The sequence below is a fragment of the Citrobacter freundii complex sp. 2025EL-00176 genome (genome assembly GCF_053309355.1).
In genome coordinates this window covers 56157-72120 of the sequence record NZ_JBRYHT010000012.1, presented here as the reverse complement: position 1 = coordinate 72120, position 15964 = coordinate 56157, and the positions used below count along the sequence as shown (strand labels likewise).

18 protein-coding genes are annotated in these 15964 nt (G+C 51.4%); 12 read left to right on the top strand and 6 right to left on the bottom strand.

Translation table 11 applies throughout. The features are described 5' to 3' along the window. The first annotated feature begins 78 nt into the window (after positions 1 to 78). The 7 genes from ACVXHP_RS19505 to cyoE all read left to right on the top strand — a co-directional run bounded on the left by ACVXHP_RS19505 (position 79) and on the right by cyoE (position 7431). Positions 79 to 657, top strand: a complete 579-nt coding sequence (locus ACVXHP_RS19505; RefSeq protein ID WP_003021617.1) for a lipoprotein — start codon at positions 79 to 81, stop codon at positions 655 to 657. Positions 658 to 701: 44 nt separating this feature from the next. Next, positions 702 to 2177: a muropeptide MFS transporter AmpG gene (ampG, locus tag ACVXHP_RS19500; protein ID WP_200007718.1), complete on the top strand. Its 1476-nt coding sequence runs from the start codon at positions 702 to 704 to the stop codon at positions 2175 to 2177. A gap of 459 nt (positions 2178 to 2636) precedes the next feature. Continuing rightward, complete coding sequence (cyoA, locus tag ACVXHP_RS19495) at positions 2637 to 3593, top strand: cytochrome o ubiquinol oxidase subunit II (RefSeq protein ID WP_085047638.1); 957 nt, start codon at positions 2637 to 2639, stop codon at positions 3591 to 3593. An 11-nt stretch (positions 3594 to 3604) separates the two neighbouring features. Further along, positions 3605 to 5596 carry a cytochrome o ubiquinol oxidase subunit I gene (gene cyoB / locus ACVXHP_RS19490; RefSeq protein ID WP_200007720.1) on the top strand — a complete coding sequence of 664 codons (1992 nt, stop codon included), beginning with the start codon at positions 3605 to 3607 and terminating at the stop codon, positions 5594 to 5596. After that, a complete protein-coding gene (locus tag ACVXHP_RS19485) occupies positions 5586 to 6200 on the top strand; it encodes a cytochrome o ubiquinol oxidase subunit III (RefSeq protein WP_200007722.1) in 615 nt (204 codons plus the stop codon). The genes cyoB and ACVXHP_RS19485 overlap by 11 nt, the downstream gene beginning before the upstream one ends. Continuing rightward, positions 6200 to 6529 (top strand): cytochrome o ubiquinol oxidase subunit IV, encoded by a 330-nt coding sequence (locus tag ACVXHP_RS19480; protein ID WP_003831006.1) that lies wholly within the window; start codon positions 6200 to 6202, stop codon positions 6527 to 6529. Before ACVXHP_RS19485 ends, ACVXHP_RS19480 begins: the two co-directional genes overlap by 1 nt. 11 nt (positions 6530 to 6540) lie before the next feature. Continuing rightward, entirely contained in the window at positions 6541 to 7431 is an 891-nt protein-coding gene (gene cyoE, locus ACVXHP_RS19475; protein WP_003831005.1) for a heme o synthase, read from the top strand. Between the two features lie 57 nt (positions 7432 to 7488). Here the strand turns inward: cyoE and ACVXHP_RS19470 are convergent, their stop codons facing one another. The 4 genes from ACVXHP_RS19470 to ACVXHP_RS19455 form a co-directional block, all read right to left on the bottom strand. Next, positions 7489 to 7812 carry a DUF1493 family protein gene (locus ACVXHP_RS19470; RefSeq protein WP_447572051.1) on the bottom strand — a complete coding sequence of 108 codons (324 nt, stop codon included), beginning with the start codon at positions 7810 to 7812 and terminating at the stop codon, positions 7489 to 7491. Between the two features lie 168 nt (positions 7813 to 7980). Further along, a complete protein-coding gene (locus tag ACVXHP_RS19465; RefSeq protein ID WP_316128371.1) occupies positions 7981 to 8355 on the bottom strand; it encodes a DUF1493 family protein in 375 nt (124 codons plus the stop codon). After that, a complete protein-coding gene (locus ACVXHP_RS19460) occupies positions 8340 to 8789 on the bottom strand; it encodes an STM2901 family protein (protein WP_038638248.1) in 450 nt (149 codons plus the stop codon). Before ACVXHP_RS19460 ends, ACVXHP_RS19465 begins: the two co-directional genes overlap by 16 nt. 11 nt (positions 8790 to 8800) lie before the next feature. After that, positions 8801 to 9283 (bottom strand): Hcp family type VI secretion system effector, encoded by a 483-nt coding sequence (locus tag ACVXHP_RS19455; RefSeq protein ID WP_003021598.1) that lies wholly within the window; start codon positions 9281 to 9283, stop codon positions 8801 to 8803. Positions 9284 to 9465: 182 nt separating this feature from the next. On the opposite strand from ACVXHP_RS19455, the gene ACVXHP_RS19450 reads away from it, so the two are divergent. Next, positions 9466 to 10830, top strand: a complete 1365-nt coding sequence (locus ACVXHP_RS19450) for an MFS transporter (RefSeq protein ID WP_316128373.1) — start codon at positions 9466 to 9468, stop codon at positions 10828 to 10830. An 85-nt stretch (positions 10831 to 10915) separates the two neighbouring features. Here the strand turns inward: ACVXHP_RS19450 and ACVXHP_RS19445 are convergent, their stop codons facing one another. Then, complete coding sequence (locus tag ACVXHP_RS19445; protein ID WP_003831002.1) at positions 10916 to 11407, bottom strand: YajQ family cyclic di-GMP-binding protein; 492 nt, start codon at positions 11405 to 11407, stop codon at positions 10916 to 10918. Between the two features lie 174 nt (positions 11408 to 11581). On the opposite strand from ACVXHP_RS19445, the gene panE reads away from it, so the two are divergent. Then, positions 11582 to 12493 (top strand): 2-dehydropantoate 2-reductase, encoded by a 912-nt coding sequence (gene panE / locus ACVXHP_RS19440; RefSeq protein WP_038638233.1) that lies wholly within the window; start codon positions 11582 to 11584, stop codon positions 12491 to 12493. Then, positions 12456 to 13052 carry a protein deglycase YajL gene (gene yajL / locus ACVXHP_RS19435; RefSeq protein ID WP_447572050.1) on the top strand — a complete coding sequence of 199 codons (597 nt, stop codon included), beginning with the start codon at positions 12456 to 12458 and terminating at the stop codon, positions 13050 to 13052. Before panE ends, yajL begins: the two co-directional genes overlap by 38 nt. A gap of 90 nt (positions 13053 to 13142) precedes the next feature. On the opposite strand, the gene thiI is transcribed toward yajL, so the two are convergent. Beyond that, complete coding sequence (gene thiI, locus ACVXHP_RS19430) at positions 13143 to 14591, bottom strand: tRNA uracil 4-sulfurtransferase ThiI (protein WP_008783933.1); 1449 nt, start codon at positions 14589 to 14591, stop codon at positions 13143 to 13145. 208 nt (positions 14592 to 14799) lie between these two features. Between thiI and xseB the strand changes: the two genes are divergently transcribed. Next, a complete protein-coding gene (gene xseB, locus ACVXHP_RS19425; protein ID WP_200007735.1) occupies positions 14800 to 15042 on the top strand; it encodes an exodeoxyribonuclease VII small subunit in 243 nt (80 codons plus the stop codon). Beyond that, complete coding sequence (ispA, locus tag ACVXHP_RS19420) at positions 15043 to 15942, top strand: (2E,6E)-farnesyl diphosphate synthase (RefSeq protein ID WP_447572049.1); 900 nt, start codon at positions 15043 to 15045, stop codon at positions 15940 to 15942. Positions 15943 to 15964 lie beyond the last annotated feature (22 nt).

Genomic DNA, 15964 nt, shown 5'->3' with positions numbered 1-15964 from the left:
TTCCCCTCATCGTTGGCGATGTTATGATGGCGGGAATTTTCTCTAACCACACAATTTAGATTCGCTGAGAGCCCTGGCATGTTTAAAAAAATCCTCTTCCCGTTAGTTGCGATGTTTATGTTGGCAGGATGCGCAACGCCGCCTACCACCATTGAAGTCTCCCCTAAAATTACCCTGCCGCAGCAGGATCCGAGCCTGATGGGCGTGACCGTGAGTATCAACGGCGCCGACCAGCGTCAGGATCAGGCGCTGGCAAAAGTCACCCGCGACAATCAGTTGGTAACCCTGACCGCTTCCCGCGATCTGCGTTTCCTGCTGCAAGAAGTGCTGGAAAAACAGATGACCGCGCGTGGTTATATGATTGGTCCGAACGGTGCAGTAAACCTGCAAATCATTGTTAGCCAGCTGTATGCTGACGTGTCTCAGGGTAGCGTGCGTTACAACATCGCCACCAAAGCAGACATCGCCATTATCGCGACCGCCGCTAACGGTAATAAGATGACCAAAAACTACCGTGCAAGCTACTCTGTTGAAGGCGCGCTGCAGGCCTCCAACAAAAATATTGCTGATGCCGTTAACAGCGTCCTGACCGACACCATCGCTGATATGTCTCAGGACACCAGCGTTCACGATTTCATCAAGCAGAACGCTCGTTAATTTCTGCCCTTATGGCCCGGCGTTCGTCGGGCCTATAGAAGCCCATGTCCAGTCATTACTTACGTATTTTTCAGCAACCACGTTCAGCTATCCTGCTCATTCTGGGGTTCGCCTCCGGATTACCGCTCGCATTGACCTCCGGTACGCTCCAGGCGTGGATGACGGTCGAGAATATCGATCTTAAAACCATCGGTTTCTTTTCTCTGGTCGGCCAGGCTTACGTATTTAAGTTCCTCTGGTCTCCATTGATGGACCGCTATACGCCGCCGTTTTTGGGGCGACGTCGAGGTTGGCTACTGGCGACCCAGGTACTGTTATTGATTTCTATCGCCGCGATGGGTTTTCTGGAGCCAGGTACGCAGCTACGCTGGATGGCCGCTCTGGCGGTGGTGATCGCGTTTTGTTCGGCATCACAGGATATCGTCTTTGACGCCTGGAAAACCGACGTATTGCCCACCGAAGAACGTGGTGCGGGTGCGGCAATCAGCGTGCTGGGTTACCGTTTAGGGATGCTGGTTTCCGGCGGGCTGGCCCTGTGGATGGCCGATCGCTGGCTGGGCTGGCAAGGCATGTACTGGCTGATGGCGGCGCTGCTGATCCCTTGCATCATCGCGACCCTGTTAGCGCCAGAACCGACAGATGCTATTCCGGTGCCTAAATCGCTGGAACAGGCGGTTGCGGCTCCGCTGCGAGACTTTTTTGGCCGGAACAATGCCTGGCTGATTCTGCTCCTTATCGTGCTGTATAAACTCGGTGATGCCTTCGCCATGAGTCTGACCACCACTTTTTTAATCCGCGGTGTCGGATTTGATGCGGGTGAAGTCGGCGTGGTGAATAAAACGCTGGGGCTGCTGGCAACCATTGTTGGCGCGCTGTACGGCGGGATCCTGATGCAGCGCCTCTCGCTGTTCCGCGCATTGTTGATTTTCGGGATTCTGCAGGGGGCATCAAACGCAGGTTACTGGCTGCTGTCCATCACTGACAAACACATGTTCAGTATGGCCGCCGCCGTCTTCTTTGAAAACCTGTGTGGCGGGATGGGCACCGCGGCGTTTGTCGCCTTATTAATGACGCTGTGCAATAAGTCCTTCTCAGCGACTCAGTTCGCCCTGCTCTCCGCGCTTTCAGCGGTTGGCCGCGTGTACGTAGGTCCGGTAGCGGGTTGGTTTGTCGAAGCGCACGGGTGGCCAACGTTTTATCTGTTCTCCGTGTTTGCCGCACTGCCTGGACTCCTGCTGCTGCTGGTTTGTCGCCAGACGCTGGAACATAGCTGGCAAAATGAAAGCTTTATTCCACGCACGGAATTTCGTGGCGCGTACGGTCTGGCATTAATGACGCTGGTCGCGGGCTGCTGTTTGCTGGCAGTTTGGCTATTGTTGCTGACCCTGAATGCACTGGACTACACCAACTTCTCCTTCCTGCCGGAACTGCTTGAAGTCTCGGTGGTAGTCGCTGTCTGCGGAGTGGTATTCGGCGGATTGCTGGATTATCTGGCATTGCGCAAAACCCGTCTGGCGTGATTTTCCACATTAATTTAGCCGTTGTAATCACCCTGCGTAATTATAACGGCTAAATAAACAACAACTGATAAAAATATTATTTGTTATTTTGTGCGCCATAGAATTTGGAAATTATTGACGCCTTTTATACATGCTATTTTCCTTACTCGATTCAGCCATGAAAAATTTATTTTTTGTTCTGTAATTGTCTTTTTATTGATAATCAATTGTTAATTAATTGTTTTATTTTCGTATTGGTTATACCAATTGCCCTCCACGTATCCCTCGCCTGCCTGCTTTCGTTATAACGTGATGTTGCAACAGGTTCTTAAAGCCAACCCGACATATATTGCAACATATGTGACACGCTCGGCAGAACCCAGTAACACAGATCCAATGATGTTTACAGTAATGTAACCTTCCCGTAAAATGACCTCACACTTTAAACGCCACCCGGTCCCGTGGAATTGAGGTCGTTAAATGAGACTCAGGAAATACAATAAAAGTTTGGGATGGTTGTCATTAATTGCAGGCACTGCGTTACTCAGTGGCTGTAATTCTGCGCTGCTTGACCCTAAAGGACAGATTGGACTGGAACAACGTTCATTGATACTGACGGCATTTGGCCTGATGTTGATTGTCGTTATTCCTGCCATCTTGATGGCTGTTGGTTTCGCCTGGAAGTATCGTGCAAGCAATAAAGATGCGAAGTACAGCCCGAACTGGTCACACTCCAATAAAGTGGAAGCTGTGGTCTGGACGGTGCCGATCTTAATCATCATTTTCCTTGCCGTGCTGACCTGGAAAACCACTCACGCTCTTGAGCCAAGCAAACCGCTGGCGCATGACGAGAAGCCCATTACCATCGAAGTGGTTTCCATGGACTGGAAATGGTTCTTCATCTATCCGGAACAGGGTATCGCTACCGTGAATGAAATCGCCTTCCCGGCGAATACTCCGGTTGAATTCAAAGTGACGTCCAACTCCGTGATGAACTCCTTCTTTATCCCGCGTCTGGGTAGCCAGATTTATGCCATGGCCGGTATGCAGACTCGACTGCATCTGATCGCCAACGAAGTCGGTACTTACGATGGTATCTCCGCAAGTTATAGCGGACCAGGCTTCTCCGGTATGAAATTCAAGGCTATTGCAACAAAGGACCGCGCCGAATTCGACCAATGGGTTGCTAAAGCTAAACAGTCTCCGAACACCATGAGCGACATGGCTGCGTTCGAAAAAGTGGCTGTGCCAAGCGAATACAACCAGGTGGAATACTTCTCCAACGTGAAACCTGATTTGTTTAAAGACGTTATTAACAAATTTATGGCTCACGGTAAGAGCATGGACATGACCCAACCAGAAGGTGAGCACAGCGCACACGAAGGTATGGAAGGCATGGACATGAGCCACGCGGAATCCGCCAACTCAAGGGGTTGAGGAAGAATACGATGTTCGGAAAATTGACACTTGATGCAGTTCCGTTCCATGAACCAATCGTCATGGTTACGATCGCTGCCATTATCATCGGTGGTGCGGCCTTAGTCGGCCTTATCACTTACTTCGGTAAGTGGACCTACCTGTGGAAAGAGTGGCTGACTTCGGTCGACCACAAACGCCTTGGCATCATGTATGTCATCGTCGCAATCGTGATGTTGATTCGTGGCTTTGCTGATGCCGTCATGATGCGTAGTCAGCAAGCGCTGGCTTCCGCAGGTGAAGCGGGTTTCCTGCCACCTCACCACTACGACCAGATCTTCACGGCTCACGGCGTGATTATGATCTTCTTCGTGGCAATGCCATTTGTTATCGGTCTGATGAACCTGGTGGTTCCACTGCAGATTGGCGCACGTGACGTTGCATTCCCGTTCCTGAACAACCTGAGCTTCTGGTTCACCGTTGTTGGCGTAATCCTGGTTAACCTGTCTCTGGGCGTCGGTGAATTCGCGCAGACCGGTTGGCTGGCGTATCCGCCTCTTTCGGGGATAGAGTACAGTCCAAGCGTCGGGGTCGATTATTGGATATGGGCAGTCCAGTTGTCCGGTATTGGTACAACCCTGACCGGTATCAACTTCTTTGTGACCATCATTAAGATGCGTGCGCCAGGAATGACCATGTTCAAGATGCCGGTATTTAGCTGGGCATCTCTGTGCGCTAACATCCTGATTATCGCTTCGTTCCCAATTCTGACGGTTACCGTCGCGTTGCTGACCCTGGATCGCTATCTGGGCACCCATTTCTTTACCAATGATATGGGCGGCAACATGATGATGTACATCAACCTGATTTGGGCCTGGGGCCATCCGGAAGTGTACATTCTGATCCTGCCAGTATTCGGGGTATTCTCCGAAGTCGCTGCAACCTTCTCGCGTAAGCGTCTGTTTGGTTACACCTCGCTGGTGTGGGCAACCGTGTGTATTACCGTTCTGTCGTTCATTGTTTGGCTGCACCACTTCTTCACCATGGGTGCAGGCGCAAACGTAAACGCCTTCTTCGGTATTACCACCATGATTATCGCCATCCCGACCGGGGTGAAGATCTTCAACTGGCTGTTCACCATGTACCAGGGCCGTATCGTATTCCACTCAGCAATGCTGTGGACGATTGGCTTTATCGTCACCTTCTCAGTCGGCGGCATGACCGGCGTACTGCTGGCGGTGCCGGGTGCGGACTTCGTACTGCACAACAGTCTGTTCCTGATTGCGCACTTCCATAACGTTATCATCGGCGGCGTGGTATTTGGTTGCTTCGCGGGTATGACCTACTGGTGGCCGAAAGCGTTTGGCTTCACGCTGAACGAAACCTGGGGTAAACGCGCATTCTGGTTCTGGATCATCGGCTTCTTCGTGGCATTTATGCCGCTGTACGTGCTGGGCTTTATGGGTATGACCCGTCGCCTCAGCCAGCAGATTGACCCGCAGTTCCATCCGATGCTGGTTGTTGCCGCCTGCGGCGCCGCGCTGATTGCACTGGGTATCCTGTGCCAGTTCATTCAGATGTACGTGTCTATTCGCGACCGCGAGCAGAACCGTGACCTGACCGGTGACCCATGGGGTGGTCGTACGCTGGAGTGGGCAACCTCTTCCCCGCCTCCGTTCTATAACTTTGCCGTTGTGCCGCACGTTCACGAGCGTGATGCCTTCTGGGAAATGAAAGAAAAAGGTGAAGCGTACAAGCAGCCTGCGCACTATGAAGAGATTCATATGCCGAAGAACAGCGGTGCCGGTATCGTCATTACCGCCTTCGCAACACTGTTTGGTTTCGCCATGATCTGGCATATCTGGTGGCTGGCGATTGCAAGCTTCGCAGGCATGATCATCAGCTGGATTGTGAAAAGCTTTGATGAAGACGTGGATTACTACGTGCCGGTCCCGGAAGTCGAAAAACTGGAAAACCAGCATTTCGATGAGATTACTAAGGCAGGGCTGAAAAATGGCAACTGATACTTTAACGCACGCGACTGCCCACGCGCACGAACACGGGCACCACGATGCAGGCCAGACCAAAATCTTCGGATTTTGGGTCTACCTGATGAGCGACTGCATTCTGTTCTCAATTCTGTTTGCAACCTATGCCGTTCTGGTGAACGGCACCGCAGGTGGCCCGACAGGTAAGGACATTTTTGAACTGCCGTTCGTTCTGGTTGAAACATTCCTGCTGTTATTTAGCTCCATTACTTACGGCATGGCGGCGATCGCCATGTACAAGAATAACAAGAGCCAGGTCATCTCCTGGCTGGCGTTGACCTTCTTGTTCGGTGCCGGATTCATCGGGATGGAAATCTATGAATTCCATCACCTGATTGTTAACGGTATGGGCCCGGATCGCAGCGGCTTCCTGTCTGCGTTCTTCGCGCTGGTCGGCACGCACGGTCTGCACGTTACCTCCGGTCTTATCTGGATGGCGGTGCTGATGGTGCAAGTTGCCCGTCGCGGCCTGACCAGTACTAACCGTACCCGCATCATGTGCCTGAGCCTGTTCTGGCACTTCCTGGATGTGGTGTGGATCTGTGTGTTCACTGTTGTTTATCTGATGGGGGCGATGTAATGAGTCATTCTAACGAGAGCGGCGGCGCATCCCATGGCAGCGTAAAAACCTACATGACAGGTTTTATCCTGTCGATCATCCTGACGGTCATTCCGTTCTGGATGGTGATGACAGGTTCTGCCTCTCCGGCCGTCATTCTGGGAACTATTCTGGCAATGGCCGTGGTACAGATTCTGGTGCACCTGGTGTGCTTCCTGCACATGAATAGCAAATCTGATGAAGGTTGGAACATGACGGCCTTTGTCTTTACTGTGCTAATCATCGCCATCCTGGTTGTGGGCTCCATCTGGATTATGTGGAACCTTAACTACAACATGATGATGCACTAAGAGCGGCGATTATGATGTTTAAGCAATACCTGCAAGTAACGAAACCAGGCATCATCTTTGGCAACCTGATCTCGGTGATTGGGGGGTTCCTGCTGGCCTCGAAAGGCAGCATCGACTATCCCCTGTTTATCTACACGCTGGTTGGGGTGTCACTGGTTGTGGCGTCGGGTTGTGTATTTAACAACTATATCGACAGGGATATCGACAGGAAGATGGAGAGGACCAAAAACCGCGTGCTGGTTAAAGGTCTGATTTCCCCTGCCGTCTCGCTGGTGTACGCCACCCTGCTGGGTATTGCTGGCTTTATGCTGCTGTGGTTTGGCGCAAACCCTCTGGCCTGCTGGCTGGGGGTGATGGGCTTCGTGGTCTATGTGGGCGTCTATAGCCTGTATATGAAGCGCCATTCCGTTTACGGTACGCTGATTGGCTCACTCTCCGGCGCTGCGCCGCCGGTGATTGGCTACTGCGCTGTAACCGGTGAGTTCGATAGCGGTGCGCTGATTCTGCTGGCTATTTTCAGCCTGTGGCAAATGCCGCACTCTTACGCGATTGCGATTTTCCGCTTTAAGGATTATCAGGCTGCCAATATCCCGGTACTGCCGGTGGTAAAAGGCATTTCGGTCGCGAAGAACCATATCACGCTGTATATCGTGGCGTTTGCTATCGCCACGCTGATGCTAACCCTGGGCGGCTATGCAGGTTATAAATACCTGATTGTTGCTGCGGCGGTGAGCGTCTGGTGGTTGGGCATGGCGCTGCGCGGTTATAAAGTGGAAGATGACAGAGTCTGGGCGCGCAAGCTGTTCGGCTTCTCCATCATCGCCATTACCGCGCTCAGCGTGATGATGTCCGTCGACTTTATGGTGCCAAACTCGCAGAACCTGCTGACTTACGTCTGGTAAAATCTGCGGATACGAAAAGGGTGCTTCGGCACCCTTTTTTATTAGCAAAAAAGCTATTCAATCATATAGCCATTTACCGGCCTTTGCTGACTCAATAATCATCCCAACTGTCAGAGGTTTTAACTCAATTTCGGAAGGCTCTTTTTTCCAGAAAGGGTATTCTTGTTCAATATAATTCCTCCCATCAAAATTCGAATATTCAATATCAAAATGCTCAAATAAATCAGCTAAAAAATCATAGGCATCTTCCGGAACAAACTGAAAATCATTCTCCAGGGTCCATTCTTTAGTAACCTGCCTAAGACCAGGTCTAAACCAGCGTTCCCTGATTGGGTAATTCTTCATGATGTACTCAATGACTTCAGCTTCATAATTTCTCATCAGAAAGATGTCCACTGCATGCGATCTTTGAGTCGTACTAATATCATGATATCATTAGACTTTATGATGTATAATTCACACACCCTGTTGACCTTGGTTGGGTAAATTCAGCGAATGCTAAAAGGGTACTTCGGCATCCTTTTTATTTACTACCCGACTTTGACAGCGTCAGGTCTCGTCTTTTTGTTCATCATGCCAGATCTCAAACAACCATTTCCCCGCCTCTGCTGACTCCGCAAACATCCTTACGGTTAAAGGTAAACGTGTGGCTTCTACTTCTTCCCGTTTAGCTTTGAACCATCTAGTGAATAGTGGCAAATTGTGCCACGGATAATACGGTTTCCAGTTCACACATGATAAATCGACTTTAAACTCTTTCTCATATCGAGTCAGAGCACTGTGGAGGTCATCACCGGGGACATCAAATAGTTCTGAGTCGAGTTCTAAAGGAACCTCTTTCCAGTTTTCATCCAAATACCCGGGTATTTCTTCCCTGAAAAGCTTTAACACATCGTCTTGAATACTCATTAGAATGATGTCCATTGAATTCGATCTTTGGGCCGGGCAATTAAGTTGTATTTTGTCCGCGTCTTTCTGGAAACTTGCACAAGTGCATTTACAAGACCAATCCACCCAAGCCAAGGTATATACCGAGCAATCACAGCAGCAAGTTTGTTAGTGCTTTGTATCCTGAAACCCACTGGAGTGGGGACTTTAATACCAAATGGTACCCGCGCATCTCTCAGAAGCATTCTCCCGTATTTGGAAACAACACTTGTTCCTTCAATAGCCCCAGAAGGTTTTTGCCTTGTCTTTAACCAGGGCTGACCAGCCAGAATAGCCGCTCCCGATTCAATGCCAATTCCTAACTCATCACAAAACTGTTCCAGAAAGATGAGATCGAACAATTCGCCAGCAGACAGATTGCTGTGACCGTGATACCAATAGGTTCCATTCGCTTCTTCAGTTGTGTCCATTCAATCACCGATTATGCCGTCTGCCGATCATTCCATGCGTCGGTATAGATAATGTTCCCGTCGCAATGCTTCCAGGTGATTTTTTCGTAGCGTAACTCTATGGTTTCAAGGTGATTGTTGTTTTTGTCTTCTGGCCCAGCCATCGTAGGAGAGACCGAGACAATCCGCACGCCCTCGAGCAGCATGTTGAAATACTCCACTTCCTGACCCGCATCATTGATTTTGTACCAACGAATCTCTGCAGACTTAAGATTCTGACCAGAAGCAACAGCTTTGTATAAATAGGGACTCGAATAGTCAAACTCTTTGACGATCATCATCGGTGAATGTTGACGTGTGCCTGTTGGTTTACCCGTTGCATTATCGGTGGGAATAGAGAGATTGTGATGAAAACCTTTAAATTCAATACTGTATTCTCTTCCCTTTACGTCACACCCGCCCTTTATCAGCGCGCCTCCATCGTCATAAATCCACATATTGCCTGGAATTGCCATTTTCCTTTTCCCTGTTTCCATTAGTAATAACCACAAAAAGACTACACCTGTGATTATCGCAAGTAAATTAGTTGCGAAGGTAATTATTTCAATTATCCCACTACACAATTCCACATATCGTAGAGGTTTACCCCACCCCTTCCCCGCTTTACACTAGGCGCGAAATTAATACAGAGGTGGGAATGAACGATTACAAAATGACGCCCGGTGAGTTGCGCGCCACCTGGGGTTTAGGGACCGTATTTTCGTTGCGCATGCTTGGCATGTTTATGGTCCTGCCGGTTCTGACCACGTACGGTATGGCGCTACAGGGTGCCAGCGAAGCCTTGATCGGACTTGCTATCGGTATTTATGGCCTGGCGCAAGCCATCTTCCAGATCCCTTTTGGTCTGCTTTCAGACCGCATCGGCCGTAAGCCGCTTATTGTCGGCGGACTGGCGGTATTCGTTTTCGGCAGCGTGATTGCCGCCCTCTCAGATTCAATCTGGGGAATTATTCTCGGTCGAGCCCTCCAGGGTTCTGGCGCGATTGCCGCCGCCGTAATGGCGTTGTTGTCCGACTTAACTCGCGAGCAAAACCGAACCAAAGCGATGGCGTTTATCGGCGTCAGCTTTGGTATCACCTTCGCCATTGCGATGGTACTGGGGCCGATCGTTACCCACGCGCTGGGGCTACACGCGCTGTTCTGGATGATCGCGGCCCTTGCGACCACAGGTATCGTGCTGACCATTTGGGTGGTTCCCAATAGCACTACCCACGTACTGAACCGCGAATCAGGCATGGTAAAAGGCAGCTTCAGCAAAGTGCTGGCGGAACCAAAACTGCTAAAGCTCAACTTCGGCATCATGTGTCTGCACATTTTACTGATGTCCACTTTCGTCGCCTTGCCAGGTCAGTTGGCGAAAGCGGGTTTCCCTGCCGCCGAACACTGGAAAATTTATCTGGTGACGATGCTGCTGTCCTTTGTTTCCGTGGTGCCGTTCATCATTTACGCCGAAGTGAAACGCCGGATGAAACGCGTGTTCCTCGCCTGCGTGTTACTGATTCTTGTCGCCGAAATTGTATTGTGGAGCGCAAACATTCGTTTCTGGGGGCTGATTGCAGGCGTGCAGATATTCTTCCTCGCCTTCAACCTGATGGAAGCCCTCCTCCCCTCGCTTATCAGTAAAGAGTCTCCGGCTGGCTATAAAGGTACGGCGATGGGCGTTTACTCCACCAGCCAGTTTCTTGGCGTGGCGATTGGCGGTTCGCTCGGCGGTTGGGTCGTTGACATGTTTGATGGTCAGGCGGTATTCCTGGCCGGCGCGCTTCTGGCGGCAGTGTGGTTGTTAGTGGCCAGCACAATGAAAGAACCGCCGTACGTCAGCAGCCTGCGTATTGAAATCCCACCTGAGATTGCCGCGGATGACACCCTGAAGCAGCGTCTGCTGGCTAAAGAAGGGATAAGCGAAGTGTTAATTGTGGCGCAAGAGCATTCGGCTTACGTCAAAATCGACAGCAAAGTGACCAATCGATTCGAAGTTGAGCAGGCGATAAGCCAGGCGTGAAGATTGCCGGATGGCGACTGTGTCGTCTTATCCGGCCTACAAATAGCGTGTGCTACCTGTAGGCCGGATAAGCAGGCATTACGACTTAATCGCGGAAGTTCTTAAACTGGAACGGCTGGCCGAGGTCGCCGCCGCGAACCAGCGCCATGACGGATTGCAGATCGTCACGCGCCTTACCGGTCACACGGATTTCTTCGCCCTGAATCTGCGCTTGCACCTTCAGTTTGCTGTCTTTAATCAGCTTAACGATTTTCTTTTGCACCGCGCTTTCAATGCCCTGCTTCAGCTTCGCTTCCACAAACCAGGTTTTACCGCTGTGCACAAAGGTTTCCGGTACGTCCAGAGACGTGCCTTCAATACCGCGTTTCAGTAGCTTGGCGCGCAAAATATCCAGCAGTTGATTAACCTGGAAATCAGATTCGCTCAGCACCTTAATCGTCTTATTTGACTCATTCAGCTCAAAAGTCGCTTCAACGCCACGAAAATCAAAGCGTGACTCTACTTCGCGGCTGGCGTTATCCACCGCGTTACGGGCTTCCTGAAGATCAACTTCAGAGACAATATCGAAAGATGGCATCTTTTCCTCTCCCTTCATTTTTGATGCGAAGCATAATACCTGCAAAGTTACCCAACAGACAGCGCTATACTAGGCTGTATCCTTTAATTGTACGCGGAACTGTTACCTGCGAACAATAAAGGGGTACGGCCGATATGGATTAACACCTGGTGCTGTTGCAGGTGAGGAGGAAGAATGAAAATTACCGTACTGGGATGTGGAGCGTTAGGACAGCTGTGGCTTACCACGCTGTGCAAACATGGACATGAGGTGCAAGGGTGGCTACGCGTGCCACAGCCCTACTGCAGCGTGAACCTGATCGACACGGATGGATCAGTTTTTAATGAATCCCTGACGGCAAACGACCCCGATTTTTTGGCAAAAAGCGATCTGTTGCTGGTTACACTTAAAGCCTGGCAGGTTTCTGATGCGGTAAAAGGTCTGGCCGCAATTCTGCCTGAAACTACCCCCATTTTGCTGATTCACAACGGCATGGGGACGATTGAAGAGCTGCAAAATATTAAACAGCCTCTGCTGATGGGCACCACCACCCATGCGGCACGTCGCGACGGGAACGTCATCATTCATGTCGCTCAGGGCACAACGCGCATCGGTCCGGCACGTGAGCAGGACGGTGATTTCAGCTATCTGGCTGAAACACTGCAAGAAGTACTACCGGATGTCGCCTGGCATAATAATATTCGCGCCGAACTGTGGCGCAAACTGGCCGTGAACTGCGTCATTAATCCGCTGACGGCGCTCTGGGACTGCCCAAACGGCGAACTGCGTCAGCATCCGGAAAAAATAGCGCTAATCTGTGAGGAAGTCGCAGCGGTGATTGAACGCGAAGGCCACCACACATCAGCGGATGATTTACGCTATTATGTCGAGCAAGTCATTGACAGTACGGCGGAAAATATCTCATCAATGCTGCAGGATATTCGTGCTATGCGCCATACAGAGATCGACTACATAACCGGTTATCTGTTAAAACGCGCCCGCGCGCACGGCATCGCCGTCCCGGAAAACGCCCACCTGTTTGAAATGGTAAAGAGAAAGGAAAGTGAGTATGAGCGCTCAAGCACTGGTTTGTCTCGCCCCTGGTAGTGAAGAGACCGAAGCGGTCACCACTATCGATCTGCTGGTTCGCGGCGGAATTCAGGTCACGACTGCAAGCGTCGCCAGCGATGGCGGCCTGACGATTGTGTGCTCACGCGGAGTGAAGCTGCTGGCGGATGCACCGTTGGTCGAAGTGGCTGACGGCGATTTCGACATCATCGTGTTGCCTGGCGGTATTAAAGGCGCGGAGTGTTTTCGCGACAGCCCTCTGCTGGTCGAAACTGTGAAGCAGTTTCATCGTTCCGGGCGTATTGTCGCAGCCATTTGCGCCGCTGCGGCCACCGTACTTGTCCCACACGATATTTTCCCCATCGGAAATATGACGGGTTTCCCGGCGTTGAAGGACAAAATCCCCGCAGAACAATGGCAAGACAAGCGTGTCGTATGGGATCCGCGCGTTAACCTGTTAACCAGCCAGGGTCCGGGAACATCCATTGATTTTGGTTTAAAAATCATTGATCTGCTGGTGAGCCGAGAAAAGGCTCATGAAGTTGCGTCACAGCTGGTAATGGCGGCGGGAATTTATAACTACTACGAGTCAGAATGATTGCCAGATGGTGGCGTAAACACCTTATCCGGCCTACAAAACGGTACAGTCTGTAGGCCGGATAAGCGGCAGCACCATCCGGTAAAGGAACTACGGGCGATACACCTTCACGTTTTCAAAGCCCTGCTCGCGCAGATACAACGCCTGCAGGCGGCTCATTACCCCGCGTTCACACCACAGCAGCCAGGTTTTACTCTGGTCTAAATCGCCGAATTTGGTGCTCAGCTTGTAGAACGGCAGAGAAACCACGTCCACGCCTTCGACCTTCAGCGGTTTGTCATCCTGTTCATCCACAGAACGGATATCCAGAATCACGTCGTTCGGGCCGAAACCGCTCACGGTTTCCACTTCCACCACGGTCTGCTGAGTCTGCTGGGCGATATCGCGAATATCGATATTGTTCGCTTCTTCAACCACTTTATCGAGGATAGAGAAATCGAAGTTTTCTTCTTCGGCCTCAATCTTCGCTTTAATGGCCTTCACCGTCGGGCTTTTTGAAATTACGCCGCAGTATTCCGGCATGGTACGCGCAAAGTCCTCGGTACCAATTTCACGCGCCAGGTTGATGATGTGCTCTTTATCATGGGATATAAGCGGGCGCAGGATCAGGGTGTCTGAAACGTTATCGATCAGGCGCAGGTTGGTCAGCGTCTGGCTGGACACCTGGCCCAGCGCTTCACCGGTCACCAGTGCCTGTACGCCGTAGCGCTCAGCGACTTTCGACGCCGCGCGTACCATCATACGTTTGAGAACCACGCCCATCTGACCGTCGTCGACTTTCTCCAGGATCTCGCCCACCACCGGCTCAAAGTTGATCGCGACAAAACGCACGCGATGCGAGCTACCGAAGCGATTCCACAGATAATGTGCCACCTGACGAACACCGATTTCATGCGCGGCGCCGCCGAGATTGAAGAAGCAATAGTGTACGCGGCAGCCGCGACGCATCAGCATGTAGCTCGATACGCCGGAGTCGAAACCACCGGAGATCAGCGACAGTACGTCTTCCTGCGTACCAATCGGGAAACCGCCAATACCTTCATAGCGGCCTTTAACCAGCAGCAGACGGTCGTTTTCGATTTCAAGATTTACCGTAACATCCGGTTTCGTCAGCTTCACGCGCGCGGATTCAATATGCTGGTTCAACCCGCCGCCAACATAACGTTCCACCTCAATGGAGCTAAACTCATGCTTACCGCGACGCTTAACGCGTACGCAGAAGGTTTTACCTTCCAGTTGATCGCGATACTGCACCAGCGCTTTCTCAAAAATATCGTGCATGTCGGTAAACGGCACGTCTTCAACTTCGAGAATATGGTGGATACCCGGAATACGGGTCAGCGCGTCGCGAATATCCAGGCGCTGGCTTTCATCTTTAGCGCGAACCTCAACGTGATCCCAGTGACGGACAACGGCAAGGTCTTCATCGTAGTGCTTTAAAACGTTACGAATGTTCCCTGTCAGAATTTTTATAAAGCGCAAACGCACAGATTGGCTTTTGATGGTGATTTCTGGGAACAATTTAATGATAAACTTCATGGCGGCAATGGTTCTTTGGCAAGTCTGAACGACTTGTAATGGGAAAAAATACAGCAGCCCATACCCTGCGGCTGCATCCAGGCGCGCAAGTATACCACTATCATGGTCATCCTGTGCACATCGCCTTACCATTGCGCGTTATTTGCTTATCAGTGCGAGTCCGTTACCATAGTCTTGTGCTGCCAATACAGAGAGTCAGACATTCATTATGCCGAAGAAAAATGAAGCGCCAGCCAGTTTTGAAACAGCGCTGAGCGAGCTGGAACAGATTGTTACCCGCCTGGAAAGCGGCGACCTGCCGCTGGAAGACGCGCTGAACGAATTCGAACGTGGCGTACAGCTGGCGCGTCAGGGACAGGTCAAATTGCAACAGGCTGAGCAGCGCGTACAAATCCTGCTGTCAGACACCGAAGACGCCGCCCTTACGCCTTTTACACCGGATAATGAGTAAATGGATTTTACGCAGCAGCTACAGGCTTGCGTTGAGCAGGCCAATCAGGCACTGAGCCGTTTTATCGCGCCACTGCCCTTTCAGAACACTCCCGTGGTCGAAACCATGCAATATGGCGCATTATTAGGCGGTAAACGTCTACGCCCGTTCCTGGTGTATGCCACCGGTCAGATGTTTGGCGTCAGCCTGAGTACGCTTGATGCTCCCGCTGCCGCCGTCGAGTGCATCCATGCCTATTCCCTGATGCATGATGATTTACCCGCGATGGACGACGATGACCTGCGCCGCGGTCTGCCAACCTGCCACGTAAAATTTGGCGAGGCAAACGCGATCCTGGCCGGAGATGCGCTGCAAACGCTGGCGTTTTCTATTATCAGCGACGCCCCGATGCCGGAAGTATCTGACCGTGACCGCATCGCGATGATCTCTGAACTGGCACGGGCCAGCGGTATCGCCGGTATGTGCGGCGGCCAGGCGCTGGATCTGGAAGCTGAAGGTCAGCAGGTTGAGCTGGATGCGCTGGAGCGTATTCACCGCCATAAAACCGGGGCATTGATTCGCGCCGCCGTGCGTCTGGGTGCATTAAGCGCAGGCGATAAAGGGCGGGAATGCCTGGCAATACTCGACAAATACGCAGAAAGCATCGGTCTGGCCTTCCAGGTTCAGGATGACATACTGGATGTGGTAGGCGATACTGCAACATTGGGTAAACGTCAGGGTGCTGACCAGCAGCTTGGCAAAAGTACCTATCCTGCACTTCTGGGTCTTGAGCAAGCCCGGAATAAAGCCCGGGATTTAATCGAGGATGCTCGCGAGTCGCTAAGTTTGCTGGCCGCGCAGTCCCTCGATACCTCGGCACTGGAAGCGCTAGCGGACTACATAATCCAGCGTGATAAATAAACCAACATATCCCATGAGCTTG

What these genes read in the sequence shown, in the direction of transcription:
- ACVXHP_RS19505 (WP_003021617.1), top strand. Translation starts at nt 79, where the DNA reads ATGTTTAAAAAAATCCTCTTCCCGTTAGTTGCGATGTTTATGTTGGCA.
- ampG (WP_200007718.1), top strand. Translation starts at nt 702, where the DNA reads ATGTCCAGTCATTACTTACGTATTTTTCAGCAACCACGTTCAGCTATC.
- cyoA (WP_085047638.1), top strand. Translation starts at nt 2,637, where the DNA reads ATGAGACTCAGGAAATACAATAAAAGTTTGGGATGGTTGTCATTAATT.
- cyoB (WP_200007720.1), top strand. Translation starts at nt 3,605, where the DNA reads ATGTTCGGAAAATTGACACTTGATGCAGTTCCGTTCCATGAACCAATC.
- ACVXHP_RS19485 (WP_200007722.1), top strand. Translation starts at nt 5,586, where the DNA reads ATGGCAACTGATACTTTAACGCACGCGACTGCCCACGCGCACGAACAC.
- ACVXHP_RS19480 (WP_003831006.1), top strand. Translation starts at nt 6,200, where the DNA reads ATGAGTCATTCTAACGAGAGCGGCGGCGCATCCCATGGCAGCGTAAAA.
- cyoE (WP_003831005.1), top strand. Translation starts at nt 6,541, where the DNA reads ATGATGTTTAAGCAATACCTGCAAGTAACGAAACCAGGCATCATCTTT.
- ACVXHP_RS19470 (WP_447572051.1), bottom strand. Translation starts at nt 7,812, where the DNA reads ATGAGAAATTATGAAGCTGAAGTCATTGAGTACATCATGAAGAATTAC.
- ACVXHP_RS19465 (WP_316128371.1), bottom strand. Translation starts at nt 8,355, where the DNA reads ATGGACATCATTCTAATGAGTATTCAAGACGATGTGTTAAAGCTTTTC.
- ACVXHP_RS19460 (WP_038638248.1), bottom strand. Translation starts at nt 8,789, where the DNA reads ATGGACACAACTGAAGAAGCGAATGGAACCTATTGGTATCACGGTCAC.
- ACVXHP_RS19455 (WP_003021598.1), bottom strand. Translation starts at nt 9,283, where the DNA reads ATGGCAATTCCAGGCAATATGTGGATTTATGACGATGGAGGCGCGCTG.
- ACVXHP_RS19450 (WP_316128373.1), top strand. Translation starts at nt 9,466, where the DNA reads ATGAACGATTACAAAATGACGCCCGGTGAGTTGCGCGCCACCTGGGGT.
- ACVXHP_RS19445 (WP_003831002.1), bottom strand. Translation starts at nt 11,407, where the DNA reads ATGCCATCTTTCGATATTGTCTCTGAAGTTGATCTTCAGGAAGCCCGT.
- panE (WP_038638233.1), top strand. Translation starts at nt 11,582, where the DNA reads ATGAAAATTACCGTACTGGGATGTGGAGCGTTAGGACAGCTGTGGCTT.
- yajL (WP_447572050.1), top strand. Translation starts at nt 12,456, where the DNA reads ATGAGCGCTCAAGCACTGGTTTGTCTCGCCCCTGGTAGTGAAGAGACC.
- thiI (WP_008783933.1), bottom strand. Translation starts at nt 14,591, where the DNA reads ATGAAGTTTATCATTAAATTGTTCCCAGAAATCACCATCAAAAGCCAA.
- xseB (WP_200007735.1), top strand. Translation starts at nt 14,800, where the DNA reads ATGCCGAAGAAAAATGAAGCGCCAGCCAGTTTTGAAACAGCGCTGAGC.
- ispA (WP_447572049.1), top strand. Translation starts at nt 15,043, where the DNA reads ATGGATTTTACGCAGCAGCTACAGGCTTGCGTTGAGCAGGCCAATCAG.